Genomic DNA, 15711 nt, shown 5'->3' on the forward strand with positions numbered 1-15711 from the left:
GGGTTCCGGGGACCGGTGGGCGCTGGTTCCGCTGCCGCGCGCGCACCCGCGGGTCAGCGTCCGGCGAGGGCGCCCGGGTCGACCCACACCTCGAAGGGTTTTCGGACCCTGGTGCGCTGCCCGGCCACGACGGTGTGCTCCTCGTAGCCCCGGCCGCGCAGCCGTCCGAGGTGGAGCCGGGGGGCGGGGTCGAGGTCGAGGCGCCAGTAGTGGGGAACGCCCGCGTCGGCATAGAGGGACGGTTTCAGACGGCGGTCGGCGAGGCGGGGGGAGGGGGAGGCGATCTCCACGACCAGCAGGACGTCGTGCGTGGGGAGGGTGAGCCCGGCGGTGGCGGCCGCCTCCGCGTCGACCACCGCGATGTCCGGGATCAGCAGTCCGTCCGGCACGACGACGTTGATGGCCTCCAGGACCTCCAGGGCGCCTCCGTCCGCGTCGGCGGCAGCCTCCAGCAGGGCGGCCAGGCGGCGGGAGGCGCGCTGGTGCGGGATGCCCGGAGCGGGGCTCATCATGAGCGATCCCCCGACGAGTTCGACGCGTTGCCTGGCGTCCTGGGGCAGGGCCAGGACGTCGCTGAGCGTCCAGGGCCCGGTGTGATCAGTGGGTACGGCACTCACGGCGTCCCTTCGCCTCCCTCGGGCAGCCTCGGGGCTTCAGTATCTCCGAACCAGGGTCCCCGGGACATCGCGTCTCCCCTCCGGACGCACCAGACCCCCGCTCACCGTTTCCGGTGGCGGGGGTCTGCCATGGGGTGGTGGAGATGGCGGGAATCGAACCCGCGTCCAACGGTGCGGAACCAGGGCTTCTCCGAGTGCAGTCCGCTGTGCTTTTCTCGGCCCCGGAGATCACACGGACAAGTCTCCGACGGGCTCAGTCACTGTGAAATGTCCCGATCAGACTCCGTGACCGAGTCTGATGGTGAGTCCCCTAGCTGATGCCAGGATCCGGGTCGGGAACACCCCCGGGCTGACACTTCGCAGGTCGCTACTTAGGCAGCGAGGGCGAAGGAATCGCGCTTGGTGTTGGCGATTATTTGTTTCGGCATATGGTTTACGAGATCATTGCCGCTTCCTCGACTCGCTTCCCCTGATTCGACATCCGCTGTCGAAACCGATCATCCCCATGTGGTGTTGTCAATCCGCCCGGCACGCTCACGCGCTTCGGACGGAACAGCGCCCCGGCCAGGCGGGACGCCTCCATCGTACGGGAACAACGTGGTGGTCTGCCAGCCTATTCCCGGCGGGACGCCGCTGCCGCCGCATTCCCGGCCGGCGTCCGGCCCGCCGCTCAGACCGTGCCCCGCTGCCTGCGCCGGGCCGCCGAGATGGCGCGGTCGGCCTCCCGCCGGTCCTGCTGCTCGCGCAGCGTCTGCCGCTTGTCGTACTCCTTCTTGCCCTTGGCCAGGGCGATCTCGACCTTGGCCCGGCCGCTGGTGAAGTACAGCGAGAGCGGCACGATGGTGTGGCCGGTCTCCTGAATCTTCGAGCCCAGCCGGTCGATCTCGTCGCGGTGCAGGAGCAGCTTGCGCTTGCGGCGGGCGGCGTGGTTGGTCCACGTGCCCTGGGCGTACTCGGGGATGTGGACGTTGTGCAGCCAGGCCTCACCGCCGTCGATCTGCACGAAGCCGTCGACCAGGGAGGCGCGACCCTGGCGCAGCGACTTCACCTCCGTGCCGGTGAGGACGATCCCGCACTCGTACGTGTCGAGGACGAGGTAGTCGTGGCGCGCCTTCTTGTTCTGGGCGATCAGCTTGCGGCCGACGGCCTCGGCCTTCCGCTTCGCCTTGGTGTTCGCGTTCGCCTTTGCCATAGTCAGGCCATTTTTCCCTAGGCGCCGGTGCCGAGGCCACTCAGTACTGTGCGGGCCCGCTCCTCGGCGCCCGACTGCGAGGGGAGGTCGGGCACGATGCCGCGCCCGTCGACGCTGCGGCCCGAGGGCGTGCGGTAGTGGCCCACGGTGAGTTCGGCGACGGAGCCGCCCGGCAGGGTGCTGGGCAGCTGGACCGATCCCTTGCCGAAGGTCCGGTCGCCGACCAGCACCGCCCTGCCCCGGTCCTGGAGGGCGCCGGCCAGCAGTTCGCCGGCGCTCATGGTGCCGCTGTCGACGAGGACGACCAGGGGGGCCTTCACCGCACGGCCCTGCTGCGCGTACAGCGCGTGCTGGTGCCCCTCCACGTCGTAGGTGGCCACCAGCCCCCCGTCGAGGAAGGCGGCGGCGGCCGTGACGGCCTCGGAGACCAGTCCCCCGGAGTTGCCGCGCAGGTCGAGCAGGACGCCACCGCCGGCCGGAACGGTCCGTACGGCCCGGCGGACCTCCTCCCCGGTGCCCTTGGCGAACGCGGCGACGGCGATCAGTGTCGGGCCGCCGGGGGCATCGGACCTGCGCACGGTGACGTTCTGTGTGCGCATCCGGACCCGGTGCAGCGTGACCCGCCACCGCCGCCCGCCCCGCCGCAGGTCCAGGATGACGGCGCTGCCCGCCGCAGATGGGGCGTCGTCCCCGGCCCGGGAGCCGCGCAGGTCGGCGACGACGTCGGTGATGGGGCGCCCCTTCGTCGCGGAGCCGTCGACCGCGTCGAGCAGGTCGCCGGGGGCCACGCCGGCGCGGGCCGCGGGGGCGTCGGCGCCGACCTTGGCGACCCGCACCCGGCCGTCGGCCGCCTGCCTCACCCAGAGCCCGACGCCGACGTACCGGCCGTCGAGCTGCTGCTGGAAGTCGCGGTACTGGCGGGCGGTGTAGACGGTCGACCAGCGGTCGCCGCTGCGGCTGACCACCTCCGCCGCGGCCTGCGAGCCGGACTTGCCGTCGGCGGCCGCCTCCCGGGCCGCGTCCAGCACGGCGGCGCGGTCGGTGGACTCGCGCCGGGCGGGGGCCGGCGCGACGTCGCGGCCCCGGCCCGCGGCCCGGCCGTGGTCGGCGGAGTCCGTCCCCGCTCCCTCGCCGCCGCCGGCCGCGATGACCCCCGCCGCCAGGGCGCCGGCCACGACCAGCGCCAGGGGCGCCGCCGCACCGCGCCGGACGCGGGCGGGCGGGAGGGGCAGTCGGGGGCCGGTCATGGCGCCGAGTGTAGGACAGGCGGGGCGCGGCACGCCGTCCTCCGCGCCTGGGTGCCCCGCCGTCACGGCCCCCCGCGCGAGGGCCCGTTGTCAGACCTTGAGGTACTTGCGCAGGGCGAAGAACGCGGCGAGCGCCGGCATCAGCAGGCTGATCAGCAGGACCAGCGGCAGCACCGAGATGACGGAGTCCCAGCCGATGAACCGCACCACCTGGATCTTCTCGGCCAGCCAGTTGTTGATCAGTACGTACTTGCCGCCGCTGATCAGCACGCAGGCGAAGACGCCGCCGATGAGGCCGGCGATGGCGGCCTCCATGATGAACGGCATCTGGATGTAGAACCCCGAGGCGCCCACCAGTCGCATGATGCCCGTCTCCCGGCGGCGGCTGAAGGCCGAGACCCGCACGGTGTTGACGATCAGCAGCAGCGCGACAATGAGCATCAGCCCCATGACGCCGAGCGCCGCGTACCGCATGCCGTCCAGCAGCCGGAACAGCGGCTCGACCGTGTCCCGTTGGTCCTGGACCTCCTGGACACCGGGGCGCTCACTGAACGCGGACTTGATGACCGCGAACTTGGTCGGGTCCTTGAGCTTGACGCGGTAGGACTCCGGGAGCTGGTCGGGGGTGACCAGTCCGGCGACCGGGGTGTCGCCGAACTCCTCCTTGTAGTGCTTGTACGCCTGGTCGCTCGACTCGTGGACGACGCTCTGGACGATGGGGAGGCCGTCCAGCTCCTTCTTTATCTCGGCCTTCTGCTGGCTCGTCGCCGCGCCCTTGGCGCAGTTGGTGCCGGACTCCGCGTCGTTCTTGTTGCAGAAGAAGATGGAGACGTTGACCTTGTCGTACCAGTAGCCCTTCATGGTGTCGACCTGGTCGCTCATGAGGAGCGAGGCACCGAAGAGGCCGAGCGAGAGGGCGACGGAGACGATGACGGCGAAGGTCATCGTGAGGTTGCGGCGGAGACCGACGCGGATCTCCGACATCACGAACTGGGCGCGCATGGCGTCCTTTCAGTGCTGGTAGCCGTACACGCCGCGCTTCTGGTCGCGTACGAGCCGGCCCTTCTCGAGTTCCATGACCCGCTTGCGCATCTGGTCGACGATCTGCTGGTCGTGGGTGGCCATGACCACGGTCGTGCCGGTCCGGTTGATGCGGTCCAGCAGCTTCATGATGCCGACGGAGGTCTGCGGGTCGAGGTTGCCCGTCGGCTCGTCCGCGATGAGCAGCATGGGGCGGTTGACGAAGGCGCGGGCGATGGCCACGCGTTGCTGCTCACCACCGGAGAGCTCACCGGGCATGCGGTCCTCCTTGCCGCCCAGACCGACGAGGTCGAGGACCTCGGGCACGGTCTTGCGGATCTGGCCGCGCGGCTTGCCGATGACCTCCAGGGCGAAGGCGACGTTCTGCCCCACCGTCTTGTTGGGCAGGAGGCGGAAGTCCTGGAAGACGGTGCCCACCTGGCGGCGCATCGAGGGCACCTTCCAGTTGGACAGGCGGCCCAGGTCCTTGCCGAGGACGTGGACGGCGCCGTGGGAGGCGCGCTCCTCCCGCAGCAGCAGACGCAGGAAGGTGGACTTGCCGGAGCCCGACGATCCCACGAGGAAGACGAACTCACCGCGCTCGATTTCGAGCGACACGTCGCGGAGCGCGGGACGGCTCTGCTTCGGGTAGGTCTTGGAGACGTTGTCGAATCGGATCACTGTGCACCAACGGTCGGCCTGGGTAGGGGAACGGAACGCCGCGTGAGCGACTCCCGTCGGTGTGCGTGACCCTACGCGAACCGTCACGGGCGTGCAGACGCCCTCCGGTGTCCGTGCGCTTGGTCACGGCGCCAACCGGCCGCGGACGGACAAACGGCACATGTGCGCGGACTTGTCATGTGCCTTACGTCCGGAGAAAGGCCGTGGAACGCGCCGATCCCCGGCGGGCCTGGCACAGTGGAAGGGAACGTGCTGGCCGGCCTGAGCGTTGGCGCTGTCGAGAGGAGGTCGCATGACGTACGACCGACTGGTGTGCGCCAACTGCGCGGCCCCTGTGAGCGAGGGCCGCTGCCCGGTGTGCCGGGCCAGCAGGGAGCGTATGCGGCGGCAGAGCGGTCTCTTCGGCCAGCTCACCCCCACGATGCTCCTGGTGCTGCTGGTGGTGACGGCGGCGGTTGCGCTGGCCCTCCAGCACGCGGCCTGAGCAGCCGCCGCGGCACTGCTCACGGCCCTCCGCACTGCTCACAGCCCGCTGCGCCCGCTGCGCGGACGTCCGCCGCAGGATGCGGTGCTGCGGCCCGGGTGGCCCCTTCCGCGGGGTTCGGGGCAGGGCCCAGGAGGGCCCCGCACCGCGCCCGCGCAGGCTCCGTTGCACTCCCCCGGCCCCGGTGGTCCGTCAGAGCCGGCTTCCGGCCTCCCGCTCGTCCGGCAGTACGCCCTCCCGACGGCCTGGTGACCGGTGGACCGACCTCCGCAGCCCCCGGACGGGTCCGTGGCAGGCTGCTTGTCCGGCGCCCGGTGGCCCGGCGGATCACCGCACGGAGAGGTCCGGGGGTTCCGTTTCCGGCCATTGTCCGTCGAGGGCGGCGCCCGGGTCCGCGGGGCGGGGTCCGGGTCCGCGGGGCGGCGTCCGGGCAGACGAACGGCCCGGGCAGTGGGGATCCACTTCCCGGGCCGTGCGTCTGTGCGGCCTCATCCGCTCACCTGCCGGCGGCGGATGCGACGGTCAGCGGAGCCGTCAGGCAGCCGCCGCGCCGCCGTCGCGGTTCATCAGGCGGGGCAGCAGGCGGAAGCCCACGCCACCGGCGATCATGGTGGCGGCACCGATGATCAGGAAGGTGGTGCCGGAGGAACCGGTCTCGGCGAGCTGGCCGTCGGCGGACGGCTGCGACTGCTTCGGGGTGCTGCCGATCTGGTCCTTGGACGCACCCGGCTGCTGCGCCGGCTTGCTGCCCTGGTTGTCGGTCCCGGTGCCGTCGCCGTCACCGTTGTCCGAACCGTCCTGGCTGCCGTTCTGCGAACCGTCCTGCGAGCCGGTCTGGCTGCCGTTCTGCGAACCGTTCTGGCTGCCGTTCTGGTCGCCGTTCTGCGAACCGTTCTGGTCGCCGTTCTGCGAACCGTCCTGGTCGCCGACCTGGCTGCCGTTCTGGTCGCCGTTCTGCGAACCGTTCTGGTCGCCGTTCTGCGAACCGTCCTGGCTACCGTCCTGGTCGCCGATGATGCCGCCGTTCTCGCTGCCGTCACCGCCGCCGTTCTGGCTGCCGTCCTGGTCGCCGTCGCCGCCACCGATGAGGCCACCGATGAGGCCGCCGATGATGCCGCCGTCGTCCTTGGTGGTGGCCTGCGGGTCCTCCGAGGCGGAGGCCGCCCCTGCCGCGGTGAGCGACGCACCGGCCGCGATCACCGCGCTCGCCGCGATACGCGCCACGCGCACCCGCGTCTTCTTCGTCATGTGTCTGCTACCCCCAGTAGCTGTTCTCGTCATTGGTGCAGCGACGTCAGGGGCGGTGTCCGGCTGCGGGGCGCGCCTTCCTCGTCCGGCCGGAAGGTCGTTGACGTGTCTCCCCGTACGCACGCGCCCCTAGTACACGCATGCCGCGTCCACCCTTCCGAGGAACCCGCCCACCGTCAAGGCAAGTTAAAGGAAAAACATCCGGAATGATCTGTTTGCCGGGGTATGCCGGTACGACTGTGACGAAACTGCCACACAAAAAAGCAACGGCCCCCGGTCCGGGAGCCGTTGCGACATCGACCACGGGCAGCGGGGCCGTCGCCCCGCGCCGTCACTTCTCCTGGCTCTGCTCCTGCTGCTTGCGCCAGCGGATACCGGCCTCCAGGAAGCCGTCGATCTCACCGTCGAGCACACCCTGCGGGTTGCCGACCTCGAACTCGGTGCGCAGGTCCTTGACCATCTGGTACGGGTGCAGGACGTAGGAACGCATCTGGTTGCCCCAGGAGTTGCCGCCGTCGCCCTTGAGGGCGTCCATCTTGGCCTGCTCCTCCTGGCGGCGCCGCTCCAGCAGCTTGGCCTGGAGGACGTTCATCGCGGTCGCCTTGTTCTGGATCTGCGAGCGCTCGTTCTGGCAGGAGACCACGATGCCGGTGGGGATGTGCGTCAGGCGGACCGCGGAGTCGGTGGTGTTGACACCCTGACCGCCGGGGCCCGAGGAGCGGTAGACGTCCACGCGCAGCTCGGACTCGTCGATGTCGATGTGGTCGGTCTGCTCGACGACCGGCAGCACCTCGACTCCGGCGAAGGAGGTCTGGCGGCGCCCCTGGTTGTCGAAGGGCGAGATCCGCACCAGGCGGTGGGTGCCCTGCTCGACGGAGAGCGTGCCGTAGGCGTACGGCACCTGGACGGCGAAGGTGGTCGACTTGATGCCGGCCTCCTCCGCGTAGGAGGTCTCGTACAGCTCCGTCTTGTAGCCGTGCCGCTCGGCCCAGCGCAGGTACATGCGCTGCAGCTTCTCGGCGAAGTCGGCGGCGTCCACGCCACCGGCCTCGGCCCGGATGTTCACCACGGCCTCACGCGAGTCGTACTCGCCGGAGAGGAGGGTGCGCACCTCCAGCTCGTCGACGGCCTTGCGGACCACCGTCAGCTCGGACTCGGCCTCGGCGCGCGCGTCGGCGTCGCCCTCGGCCTCGGCCAGCTCGAACAGCACCTCCACGTCGTCGACCCGGCTGCGCAGCTCCTCGGCCTTGCGGAGCTGGCCCTGGAGCCAGGAGAGGCGACTGGTGACCTTCTGGGCGTTCTCGGGGTCGTCCCACAGGGACGGCGCCGCTGCCTCCTCCTCGAGCGCAGCGATGTCGGCCCTCATCCTGTCGAGGTCCAAAACGGCCTCGATCGACTCCATGGTCGAGGAGAGGGACTTCAGCTCTTCGGATACATCGACGACTGCCACGCTCCCAGCCTAACGGCTGCCGCCGGGTGCGCGTCCCTGCCCGGCGGGCGGGACGGGACGGCGGGCCGGAACCCGCACGCCCCGGCCCCGCTCCAGCCCGGGGAGCCGTACCCGCCGGGCCCGCCCTGGCCCCCGCCCCGGGGCTCCCGGCGCCGCCCGCTGCGCCTGCCGGACCGGTCCGGCGGGAGCGCAGGCCCCTCGGGGAGGCCCCAGGACCGGTCCGGTGCGGTCTCAGACCCCTCGGCGGGGCCTCAGGGCTGGTCCGGCGAGGTCTGGTGGGTGCCCGGTGCGGCGTGGCCGTCGTCGTCACCCGAGGTGGCGAGCCAGCCGCCGAGCCCGGCCGCCACCACCACGGCCGCGGCCGCCGCGCCGATGCGCACCCGCCGGCGGCGGGCCTCCGCGCGGTGGCGGGCCGACCCGGCGCGCGGCTCACCGGGCCTGCGCACCGCCCGGGCGGTGCCGTGCGCGCCGCCGGCCAGCTCGTCGGGGCCGGGGACGCGCATGCTGGTGTGGGTGTCGCGGTGGGAGTCGGGCGCGGCGCCCTGCACCAGGGGCACGGCTCGCCGCCGGGCCGTCCCGGCGTCCGCACCGGCCGCCGGGCCCTGGGGGTCACCGCGCCGGGTGTCGTAGGTCTCCTGGGCGCCGGCGGCCTCCTCGGCCTCGTCCTCCTCCGCCGCCTCGCCGCCCTCGTCGATCTCCAGCGGCGGCATGCCCGCGAGGTCCGGCAGCAGCTCCCGCAGCCGCTCGGCGAGCTCCGAGGCGCGCAGCCGGGAGGCGGGGGCCTTGGCCAGGCACTGGGTGAGGAGCTGCCACAGCTCGTCGGGGATGCCGGGCAGGGCCGCGACGCTCTCGGTCACGTGCCGCCGCAGCACCGCGCCGGGGTGGCCGCCGCCGAACGGCGTGAACCCCGCCAGCAGCTCGTACAGGACGGTGGCCAGGGCGTAGACGTCCACCGCGGCCCGGGGCGGGAGCCCCTCGACGATCTCCGGCGCCAGGTAGTCGGGGGTGCCGATGACCTTGGTGGTGCGCACCCGGCGGGGGGTGTCGACCAGCCGTGCGATGCCGAAGTCCGTCAGCAGGGCCCGGTGCGCGCCGCCGGGGCCGAGCGGGCCGGCCATGTCGAGCAGGATGTTCTCCGGCTTGACGTCGCGGTGGACGATGCCCGCGGCGTGGGCTGCGGCCAGGCCCTCGGCGACGTCCGCGACGACGGCGACGGCGGCCTCGGGGGCCAGGCGGCGCTGGTGGTCCAGCCGGGTGCGCAGGTCCGTGCCGCGGACCAGTTCCATCACCAGGGCCAGGTCGGTGCCGTCGACGACGAGGTCGCGCACCCCCACCACCCGCGGGTGGTCCAGGCCGAGGAGGGCTGCGCGTTCCTGGACGAAACGGCCGACGAGTTCCTGGTCGGAGGCGAGGTCCTCGCGCAGGAGTTTGATGGCGACGGCCCCGTCAGGACCCTCCCCGAGCCACACCGTGCCGGCGCTGCCGCGTCCCAGGATCTGGTGGGCGGTGTACCGGCTGCCGATCTTGCGTGCCAAGACTGCTCCGACGTGTCTTGTCCGACAGGTGCCGGCCACCGGGGCGGGAGGGAGTCCGCTGGCGGACCCCTGGGCGGGTGCCCGTCGGGCGGCCCGCGGAGCGCGTCCGGTGACCCGTGTTGGCGACAAAGCTACGCGGGGTGGCGGGGGTGTGGCGCCGGGAGTCGCGCGATGTGCCGGTTCTGCGGCGTAATGCACCCCTCAGGTGTCGACATGTCGCCTCGGTCGTCGCGGTGCGGTGCTGGCCGGGGCCGGGCCCCGGCGTCGCACGGGCACCGAGGGGCACATGTGTCCGTCCGGCCTCACGCAGGGGTGACGCGCCAGCCCGGACGCGCGACGGCGGCCCGCCCCGGACTGCGGGCGGGCCGCCGGGAGCGACTGCGAGGGCGCGCGCTGGGCGCCGCCGGACAAGCGGGACTGTGAGGACACTGCCTACGCCGAGAGGTCGGAGACCCAGCCGCTGGCGACGTCGAACCAGTGGGTGACCTCCTGCCAGAAGCTGCGCCCGTCGGCGATCCAGCTCTGCAGGGGCGTGAACTCCCAGACCGCCCAGCAGCCGACGACCAGCAGCACGATCACGAAGAGGCAGCCCTTGAGGCAGCCGAGGCCCGGGATGCGCATCGGGTTGGCGCTGCGCCGCCGCTCCCGCGGCGGGGCGGGCTCCCTCGGCGGCGCGGGCTCCCGCGGCGGGGCCTGCCGGCGGCGCGGCTCGGCGGCCGGCGGGCGCTGCGGCTCGGCCCGCCGGGGCGGGGCCTGCCGGGCCGGAGCCTGCGGCGGGGCCTGAGCGGCTGCGGGCTGGGTGTACCCGCCGGGCTCCTGGTAGGGCTGGGGCGGGGCGGGACGGCGCTGCGGCCGGTGGCGCAGCGGGTCGTCCTCGGGCGAGAGGTACTGCACCTGGGTCTGGTCGTTGCGGTCGCGGGCGGCGCGGAGCTGGCTCTCCCAGGGGTGCGGGCCGTCCTGCCCCTGGCCGCTCCCGGGCGGTCCCGGCGGCACGGGCGGCATGACCTGGGTGCGGCCGTCGCCCGGCGTCCCGCCCGGCCCGGGGCCGGTGGGCATGACGCTGGTGTGGGCCTCGGGGTCGTGGGCCCAGGCGCCCGCGGCGGCTCCGGCGGCCCCCGCGGCCCCCGCGGCCAGGACCTGGGTGGGGTCGGCGTCGCCGGAGCCGGGCGCTCCGCCGCCCTCCGCTCCGGTCCCGGGGACGGGCGCGGGGCGCGGGTCCGGGCCCAGCAGTGCGGCGACGCCCAGGGCGGCGCGCCCCTCGGCGGAGGCGGTGTCGGCGCGCAGGCCGGCCGCCACGGTCCGCAGCGCCCGGGCGAGGTTCTCGGCGCTGGGGCGCTGGTCGGGGTCCTTGCGCAGGCAGCGCTCGATGACGGTCCACAGCGGCTCGGGCAGGTCCGCCGGGCGGCGGGGTTCCTCGGCGAGGTGGCGGTGGAGCACCTCCAGCGCGGTGGCGCCGGCGAACGGCGGGCGTCCGGTGACCAGTTCGTACAGCAGGATGCCGGCGCCGTAGATGTCGACGGCGGAGGTCTGGGGGCGGCCCTCCGCGGACTCGGGGGCGACGTAGGCGGGGGTGCCGACGAACTCGTGGGTGCGGGTCAGGCCGGGTGAGTCGGCCAGGCGCGCGATGCCGAAGTCGGTGAGCATCGGGTGCATCGCGCTCTCGCCGTCGGCACCGGCCAGCAGCACGTTGGCGGGCTTGAGGTCGCGGTGGACGACGCCGTCGGCGTGGCTGGCGGCCAGCGCGTCGGCGATCTGCGCGGTGAGCAGGGCGGCGCCGAACGGGCTGAACGGGCCGTTCTCGCGCAGGTAGCGGTGCAGGTCGGGGCCGTCGACGAGGTCCATGACCAGGGCCAGCAGGTCGCCCTCGACGACGAGGTCGCGGGTGCGCACGATGTTGGGGTGGGTCAGGCGCAGCAGGACCGAGCGCTCCCGCAGGAAGCGCATGACGATGTCCGCGTCGTTGGCGAGTTCCTCCTTGAGCACCTTGATGGCGACCAACTCGCCCGGCTGGCCGGGCACGGACGCCTCGGCACCCGCCGTCTCCCTCTGCCGGGCACGCCAGACGGTGCCCGTGGCGCCGCGTCCCAGAGGCTCCTCAAGCAGGTACTTGCTGCCTACCGGCCGCACGTCATGCGCTCCCTGTCGTGGGGGGTGGTGTCCGGGGCCGACCCTGGGGCCGGCCCGTCCGGCCCCACTGTAATGCGGCGTCCCCGGGGGCCGGCGAGGTCCGCGGGGGCCGCGGCGGGGCCTGGTGGAGTCCGTGCGCCGCGCCCGTCCGGGTCGCCGGCCGGGTGGTCCGCGGGACGCCGGGCCCTTCCGGTAAAGGACGTGCGGCCCCCCTCGGCCGGTTCCCGCCCCCGCCCCCGCCGCGCGGCGGTGTGGTGCGACTCATAGCCGTCCCGGGCTGCCGGGACGGGGATCGTCGCGCTCGGCGGATGACCGAAAACCGGCTGTGTCCGACGGTGAAGCTGGCATATTTGCCCTCTTGCCCGGCGGTCGAAGATCACGAAGTGGCGGGCAGCAGACGTGACGTCCCCGCAGGGTGCGAAGATGCCTCCAGCACGCAGGGTGGGGCCGGATCGCCGCCGCCGCGACGCGGCCCGGGGCCGCCGGCGGCGGGGGTGCGCCCCTCGGGGGAGCCGGGTGTGCGGGCGGACGGCGAGGGGCGGCGGCGTCCCGCGGCACGGGCGGTGAGGGCCGTCCCGGCGGCGGACGCGGTGGCCCGACCCGTCGCGCGTCGGGTACGAGGTGTACGAGGCCGGCGGGGGCGGGGCGGGCGGATGGCCCGGTGTCCGGCGGTCACCCTAGGCAGAAGGGACCGTTGACGGCGATGCAGATCCGCCTGACCGTCCTCGGGCCGCGCGGCGACCAGTGCGTGCGCGCCCGCGACGTCCTCGTGACCGCCCCGGCCGGGACCGCGCTCGCCGCGGTCACCGGCGGCCTCGTGGCGGCTCTCGCCGGGTCCGGGCCGGACACCAGGAACGCGGGCACCACCGGTGCCGTGCCGGTGTACGCCGGTACCGAGCGGCTGGACCCGCAGCGCTGCTCGCTGGGTGAGCCGCCGCTGCTGGACGGCGCGGTGCTCTCCCTGCACAGCCCCGGCCCCGCGCCCGCGCACGGGCTCCCCGCCGGCCCGCGCGGGCTCGCGCTGCTGCGGGTGGTGGCCGGGCCGGACGCCGGGGGCGTGCACCTGCTCCACGGTGGCCGGGTGACGGTGGGGCGCTCGGTTGACGCGGACGTCCCCCTCGACGACCCGGACGTCTCCCGGCTGCACTGCGCGGTCACGGTGGGTCCCGCCCCGGCGGGCGGCGCCCCCGAGGCGGCCCCCCTCGTCTCCGTCTGCGACCTCGGTTCCACCAACGGCACCTCGGTCGACGGCGTCCCGGTGGGCGAGGAGCCGGTGCCGGTGGCCCCGGCTTCGCTGCTGCGGGTCGGGGAGTCGGTGCTGACGGTCTCCCTGCTCGACGCGGAGCCGGCCCTCACCCTGCCGGAGACGATCGCCGGGGCGCGGGCGGCTGCCGACGGGCCCGGCCGGGTCACGCCGGACGGCGAGGGCTTCCTGCGGGTGGCGGGCGCCTCGTCCGGTGGCGGCGGTATGGCGGCCGGTGACGGTCCCGACGGCCCGACGGTCCACGTACTCGGCTCGGGCTTCGCGCCGCCCGGCCGGTCCGCCGGGGCCCGCGCCGACAGCCTCGTGCCGCACCCCCCGGCGGCGCTCGCCGCCGGCGCCCCCGCCGCACCGCCCGCCGCGGACGCTCCCGCTGCGCACCCCGCCGGCCACGACGGCCGGGACGCGGCCGGGGGCGGGGACCGGTGGGCGGCCGGTGGCGCCGACCCCGCCGCGACGGGTCGCCGCGGCACCCCGCTGCGCGGCACGCCCGTGCCCGAGGACCTGGCACCGGGGCCCGCCGCCGACGTGCCCGGGGCGCGGGTGCCGTCACAGGCCACGCACGGCGGCGGCCGGCGGCTGGCACCGCCCGAGCCCGCCGCACGCTCCTACCGCCGCGGCGGCATAGGGGCGTGGGCGCGGCGCTTCACCGGCGGCCGGCCCGCCGCGGACGCCGCCGGGGCGCCGGGGGAGCCGGGCGGTCCCACCGCGGCCGGCCTCCCCACGGCGGCGCCCGTGGACCTCACGCGGTGGCCGGACGCGGCCACCGTGCTGCTGACCGCGCTGGGCCCGGGCCCGCGGCTGTGGGAGCGCGGGCCCGGCCATCCGGACGCCCTGGTGGTGCGGCTCGGTACCGCCGGTCCGCCGGCGGCCCACCCGGGCACGGTGGCGGCGCAGGCGGTGCCGGTCACCGTGGACCTGCGCCACTCGGGCTCGCTGGGGGTGGCCGGGCCGCGGGAACGGCTGACGGCCACAGCGCGTTCGGTGCTGGCGCAGCTGGCCGCTCTGCACTCCCCCACCGACCTGGAGGTGGTGCTGGTCGCCACCGACCGGGCGCGCGGCGGTGAGGAGCGGGTGGCGGACTGGTCCTGGCTGGGCTGGCTGCCCCACACCCGTCCCGAACGCGGGCAGGACTGCCGGCTGCTGCTGGCCCTGGACCGGGAGCAGGCGGCGGCCCGTGCCGCCGAGTTGGAGCGCCGGCTGGCGGACGGCCCGCTGGGGCCGGGCTGGGCGGGCGCCGACCGCGCGGCGGTGGCCGCTGCCGCCGCCCGGCACCGGGGGCCGCGGACCGTGGTGGTGGTGGACGGCGACCCGGGCACGGCGGCGCTGCGCCAGACCCTCGCCCAGCTCGCCTTCGGCGGTTCCGGCGCCGGCGTGCACGTGCTGTGCCTGGCCGAGACGCCCGCCGCCTCGGCGGCGTTCCCGCTGGCCGCCACCTTGGAGGCGGCGCGGACGGCGAGCCTGCCGTTCGGCTCGTGCGGCGCGGTGGCGGTGCTCAGCGGGGACGTGGCGACGGCGGTCCGCGTGGTGGCGGCGGACGGCTCCCCGGAGGGCACGTTCGCGACCGTCGACGCGGTCTCCGCCGCCTGGGCCGACCGGTTCGGCCGGGCCATGGCGCCGCTGCGGTCGCGGGAGGGGACCGCTCCGGGCGGGCCGCGCACCCCTCGCGCCCGGCTGCCGGAGTCGGTGCGCCTGCTGGAGGAGCTGGGCCTGGCCAGGGCGACGCCCGCCTCGCTGACGGCCCGGTGGGCGGCGGCCGCGGACGAGCCGGCGGGGACGGGCGCACTGGTGCTGGGCGCCGGCCCCTACGGGCCGCTCGGCCTGGAGCCGGTGGTGGACGGCGCTCCGGTGCTGGTCACCGGCGGTACCTCGACGGGCAAGACGGAGCTGCTGCGCTCGCTCGCCGCCTCGCTCGCCGCCGCCGACCATCCCGAGCGCCTGGGCATCGTGCTGGTCGACGGACACGGCCGGGAGCGAGGCGAGGGCCTTGAGCCGTGTGAGGAACTGCCGCACGTGGTGGCCCGGATGACGGCGTCCGACCCGGTCCTCATGCGGGAGTTCGCGCAGGCGCTCACCGCCGAGCTGCGGCGCCGGGCGGAGGTGCTGGCCGGCGTCCCGTTCTCCGGTGCGGTGCCCTCGCCCGTCGGCCGGGTCGTGGCGCCGCGCAAGCCCGCCGACGAGGCGGCGAGGGCGGCGGCACGCGCCGGCGCCCTGCGGATGCCGGCCGGCGGTGGCGGCACGCCGCCCGAGGGCGGCGAGAGGCCCGATCCGGCCGCCCTGCCAAGGCTGTTCGTGCTGGTCGACGACTTCGACGCGCTGGTGGCGCCGGCGCTGGGCAGTACCGGCCGGCCCTCGGCCGGGTCGGTGGTGCGGGCCCTGGAGGCGGTGGCCCGGGACGGAGCGATGCTGGGCGTGCACCTGGTGGCCGCCACCGGGCACCCGGAGCGGACCGCGCACACCGTGACCGCCACGACGGCGGCCTGGGAGGTCGCGCTGGGCGTCAGCGAGGGGGACGAGGTCGGTCAGGAGCCCGCCGGTGCCGGACGCGCCGGGGCGCTGCCGCCCGGCCGGGGTGTGCTGCGCCGCCGGGGCGGCGAGGCGGCTGAGGCCGCGGTGCCGTTCCAGGCGGGCCGGGTGACGGGCCGCATCCCGCGCACCGCGACGCTGCGGCCCACCGTCGTCCCGCTGGAGTGGCAGCGCATGGGCGACCCGCCGGCGCGGCGCCCGCTGCGGGAGCTCGGCAACGGGCCGACGGACCTGGCGCTGCTGGCGAGCGCCGTCTCGCGGGCGGCCCGCTGATCACCACGGTGAGCCAACTGTGCTGGCCCGCGCGCGGATTGAGCTGCGCG

The 15711-nt window shown here is 75.0% G+C and carries 11 protein-coding genes and 1 other RNA gene; 2 read left to right on the forward strand and 10 right to left on the reverse strand.

Features of this window, described 5'->3' with window-relative positions; all coding sequences use genetic code 11:
* Positions 1–53 precede the first annotated feature (53 nt).
* The 6 genes from ACFV3R_RS04490 to ftsE form a co-directional block, all read right to left on the reverse strand.
* Positions 54–617, reverse strand: coding sequence for a Uma2 family endonuclease (locus tag ACFV3R_RS04490; protein WP_385575331.1), 564 nt, complete (start codon positions 615–617; stop codon positions 54–56).
* A gap of 135 nt (positions 618–752) precedes the next feature.
* Positions 753–1122, reverse strand: a transfer-messenger RNA (tmRNA) gene (gene ssrA / locus ACFV3R_RS04495).
* A 165-nt stretch (positions 1123–1287) separates the two neighbouring features.
* On the reverse strand, positions 1288–1809 hold the full coding sequence (gene smpB, locus ACFV3R_RS04500) for an SsrA-binding protein SmpB (RefSeq protein ID WP_385575334.1): 522 nt from the start codon (positions 1807–1809) through the stop codon (positions 1288–1290).
* Positions 1810–1826: 17 nt separating this feature from the next.
* Entirely contained in the window at positions 1827–3056 is a 1230-nt protein-coding gene (locus ACFV3R_RS04505) for a S41 family peptidase (protein ID WP_385575337.1), read from the reverse strand.
* A gap of 90 nt (positions 3057–3146) precedes the next feature.
* Entirely contained in the window at positions 3147–4058 is a 912-nt protein-coding gene (ftsX, locus tag ACFV3R_RS04510; protein WP_385575340.1) for a permease-like cell division protein FtsX, read from the reverse strand.
* A gap of 9 nt (positions 4059–4067) precedes the next feature.
* Entirely contained in the window at positions 4068–4757 is a 690-nt protein-coding gene (ftsE, locus tag ACFV3R_RS04515; protein WP_385575342.1) for a cell division ATP-binding protein FtsE, read from the reverse strand.
* A gap of 292 nt (positions 4758–5049) precedes the next feature.
* Between ftsE and ACFV3R_RS04520 the strand changes: the two genes are divergently transcribed.
* Complete coding sequence (locus tag ACFV3R_RS04520) at positions 5050–5241, forward strand: hypothetical protein (RefSeq protein WP_385575345.1); 192 nt, start codon at positions 5050–5052, stop codon at positions 5239–5241.
* A gap of 534 nt (positions 5242–5775) precedes the next feature.
* On the opposite strand, the gene ACFV3R_RS04525 is transcribed toward ACFV3R_RS04520, so the two are convergent.
* From ACFV3R_RS04525 to ACFV3R_RS04540, 4 genes are all read right to left on the reverse strand, one after another.
* Positions 5776–6489 (reverse strand): hypothetical protein, encoded by a 714-nt coding sequence (locus tag ACFV3R_RS04525; protein WP_385575348.1) that lies wholly within the window; start codon positions 6487–6489, stop codon positions 5776–5778.
* Between the two features lie 331 nt (positions 6490–6820).
* Positions 6821–7939 (reverse strand): peptide chain release factor 2, encoded by a 1119-nt coding sequence (gene prfB / locus ACFV3R_RS04530; RefSeq protein ID WP_385575352.1) that lies wholly within the window; start codon positions 7937–7939, stop codon positions 6821–6823.
* A 251-nt stretch (positions 7940–8190) separates the two neighbouring features.
* On the reverse strand, positions 8191–9474 hold the full coding sequence (locus ACFV3R_RS04535; RefSeq protein ID WP_385575354.1) for a serine/threonine-protein kinase: 1284 nt from the start codon (positions 9472–9474) through the stop codon (positions 8191–8193).
* A gap of 432 nt (positions 9475–9906) precedes the next feature.
* Entirely contained in the window at positions 9907–11601 is a 1695-nt protein-coding gene (locus ACFV3R_RS04540; RefSeq protein WP_385575357.1) for a serine/threonine-protein kinase, read from the reverse strand.
* A 703-nt stretch (positions 11602–12304) separates the two neighbouring features.
* On the opposite strand from ACFV3R_RS04540, the gene ACFV3R_RS04545 reads away from it, so the two are divergent.
* Entirely contained in the window at positions 12305–15661 is a 3357-nt protein-coding gene (locus ACFV3R_RS04545; protein WP_385575360.1) for an FtsK/SpoIIIE domain-containing protein, read from the forward strand.
* The last annotated feature ends 50 nt before the right edge of the window (positions 15662–15711 follow it).

This window comes from Streptomyces sp. NPDC059740 (assembly GCF_042733155.1).
In the GTDB taxonomy this organism is placed as follows: domain Bacteria; phylum Actinomycetota; class Actinomycetes; order Streptomycetales; family Streptomycetaceae; genus Streptomyces.

Bases quoted from the DNA above. Each gene is read 5' to 3' on its own strand.
- ACFV3R_RS04520 (WP_385575345.1), top strand. From the start codon at position 5,050: ATGACGTACGACCGACTGGTGTGCGCCAACTGCGCGGCCCCTGTGAGC.
- smpB (WP_385575334.1), bottom strand. From the start codon at position 1,809: ATGGCAAAGGCGAACGCGAACACCAAGGCGAAGCGGAAGGCCGAGGCC.
- ACFV3R_RS04505 (WP_385575337.1), bottom strand. From the start codon at position 3,056: ATGACCGGCCCCCGACTGCCCCTCCCGCCCGCCCGCGTCCGGCGCGGT.
- ACFV3R_RS04525 (WP_385575348.1), bottom strand. From the start codon at position 6,489: ATGACGAAGAAGACGCGGGTGCGCGTGGCGCGTATCGCGGCGAGCGCG.
- ACFV3R_RS04545 (WP_385575360.1), top strand. From the start codon at position 12,305: ATGCAGATCCGCCTGACCGTCCTCGGGCCGCGCGGCGACCAGTGCGTG.
- ftsX (WP_385575340.1), bottom strand. From the start codon at position 4,058: ATGCGCGCCCAGTTCGTGATGTCGGAGATCCGCGTCGGTCTCCGCCGC.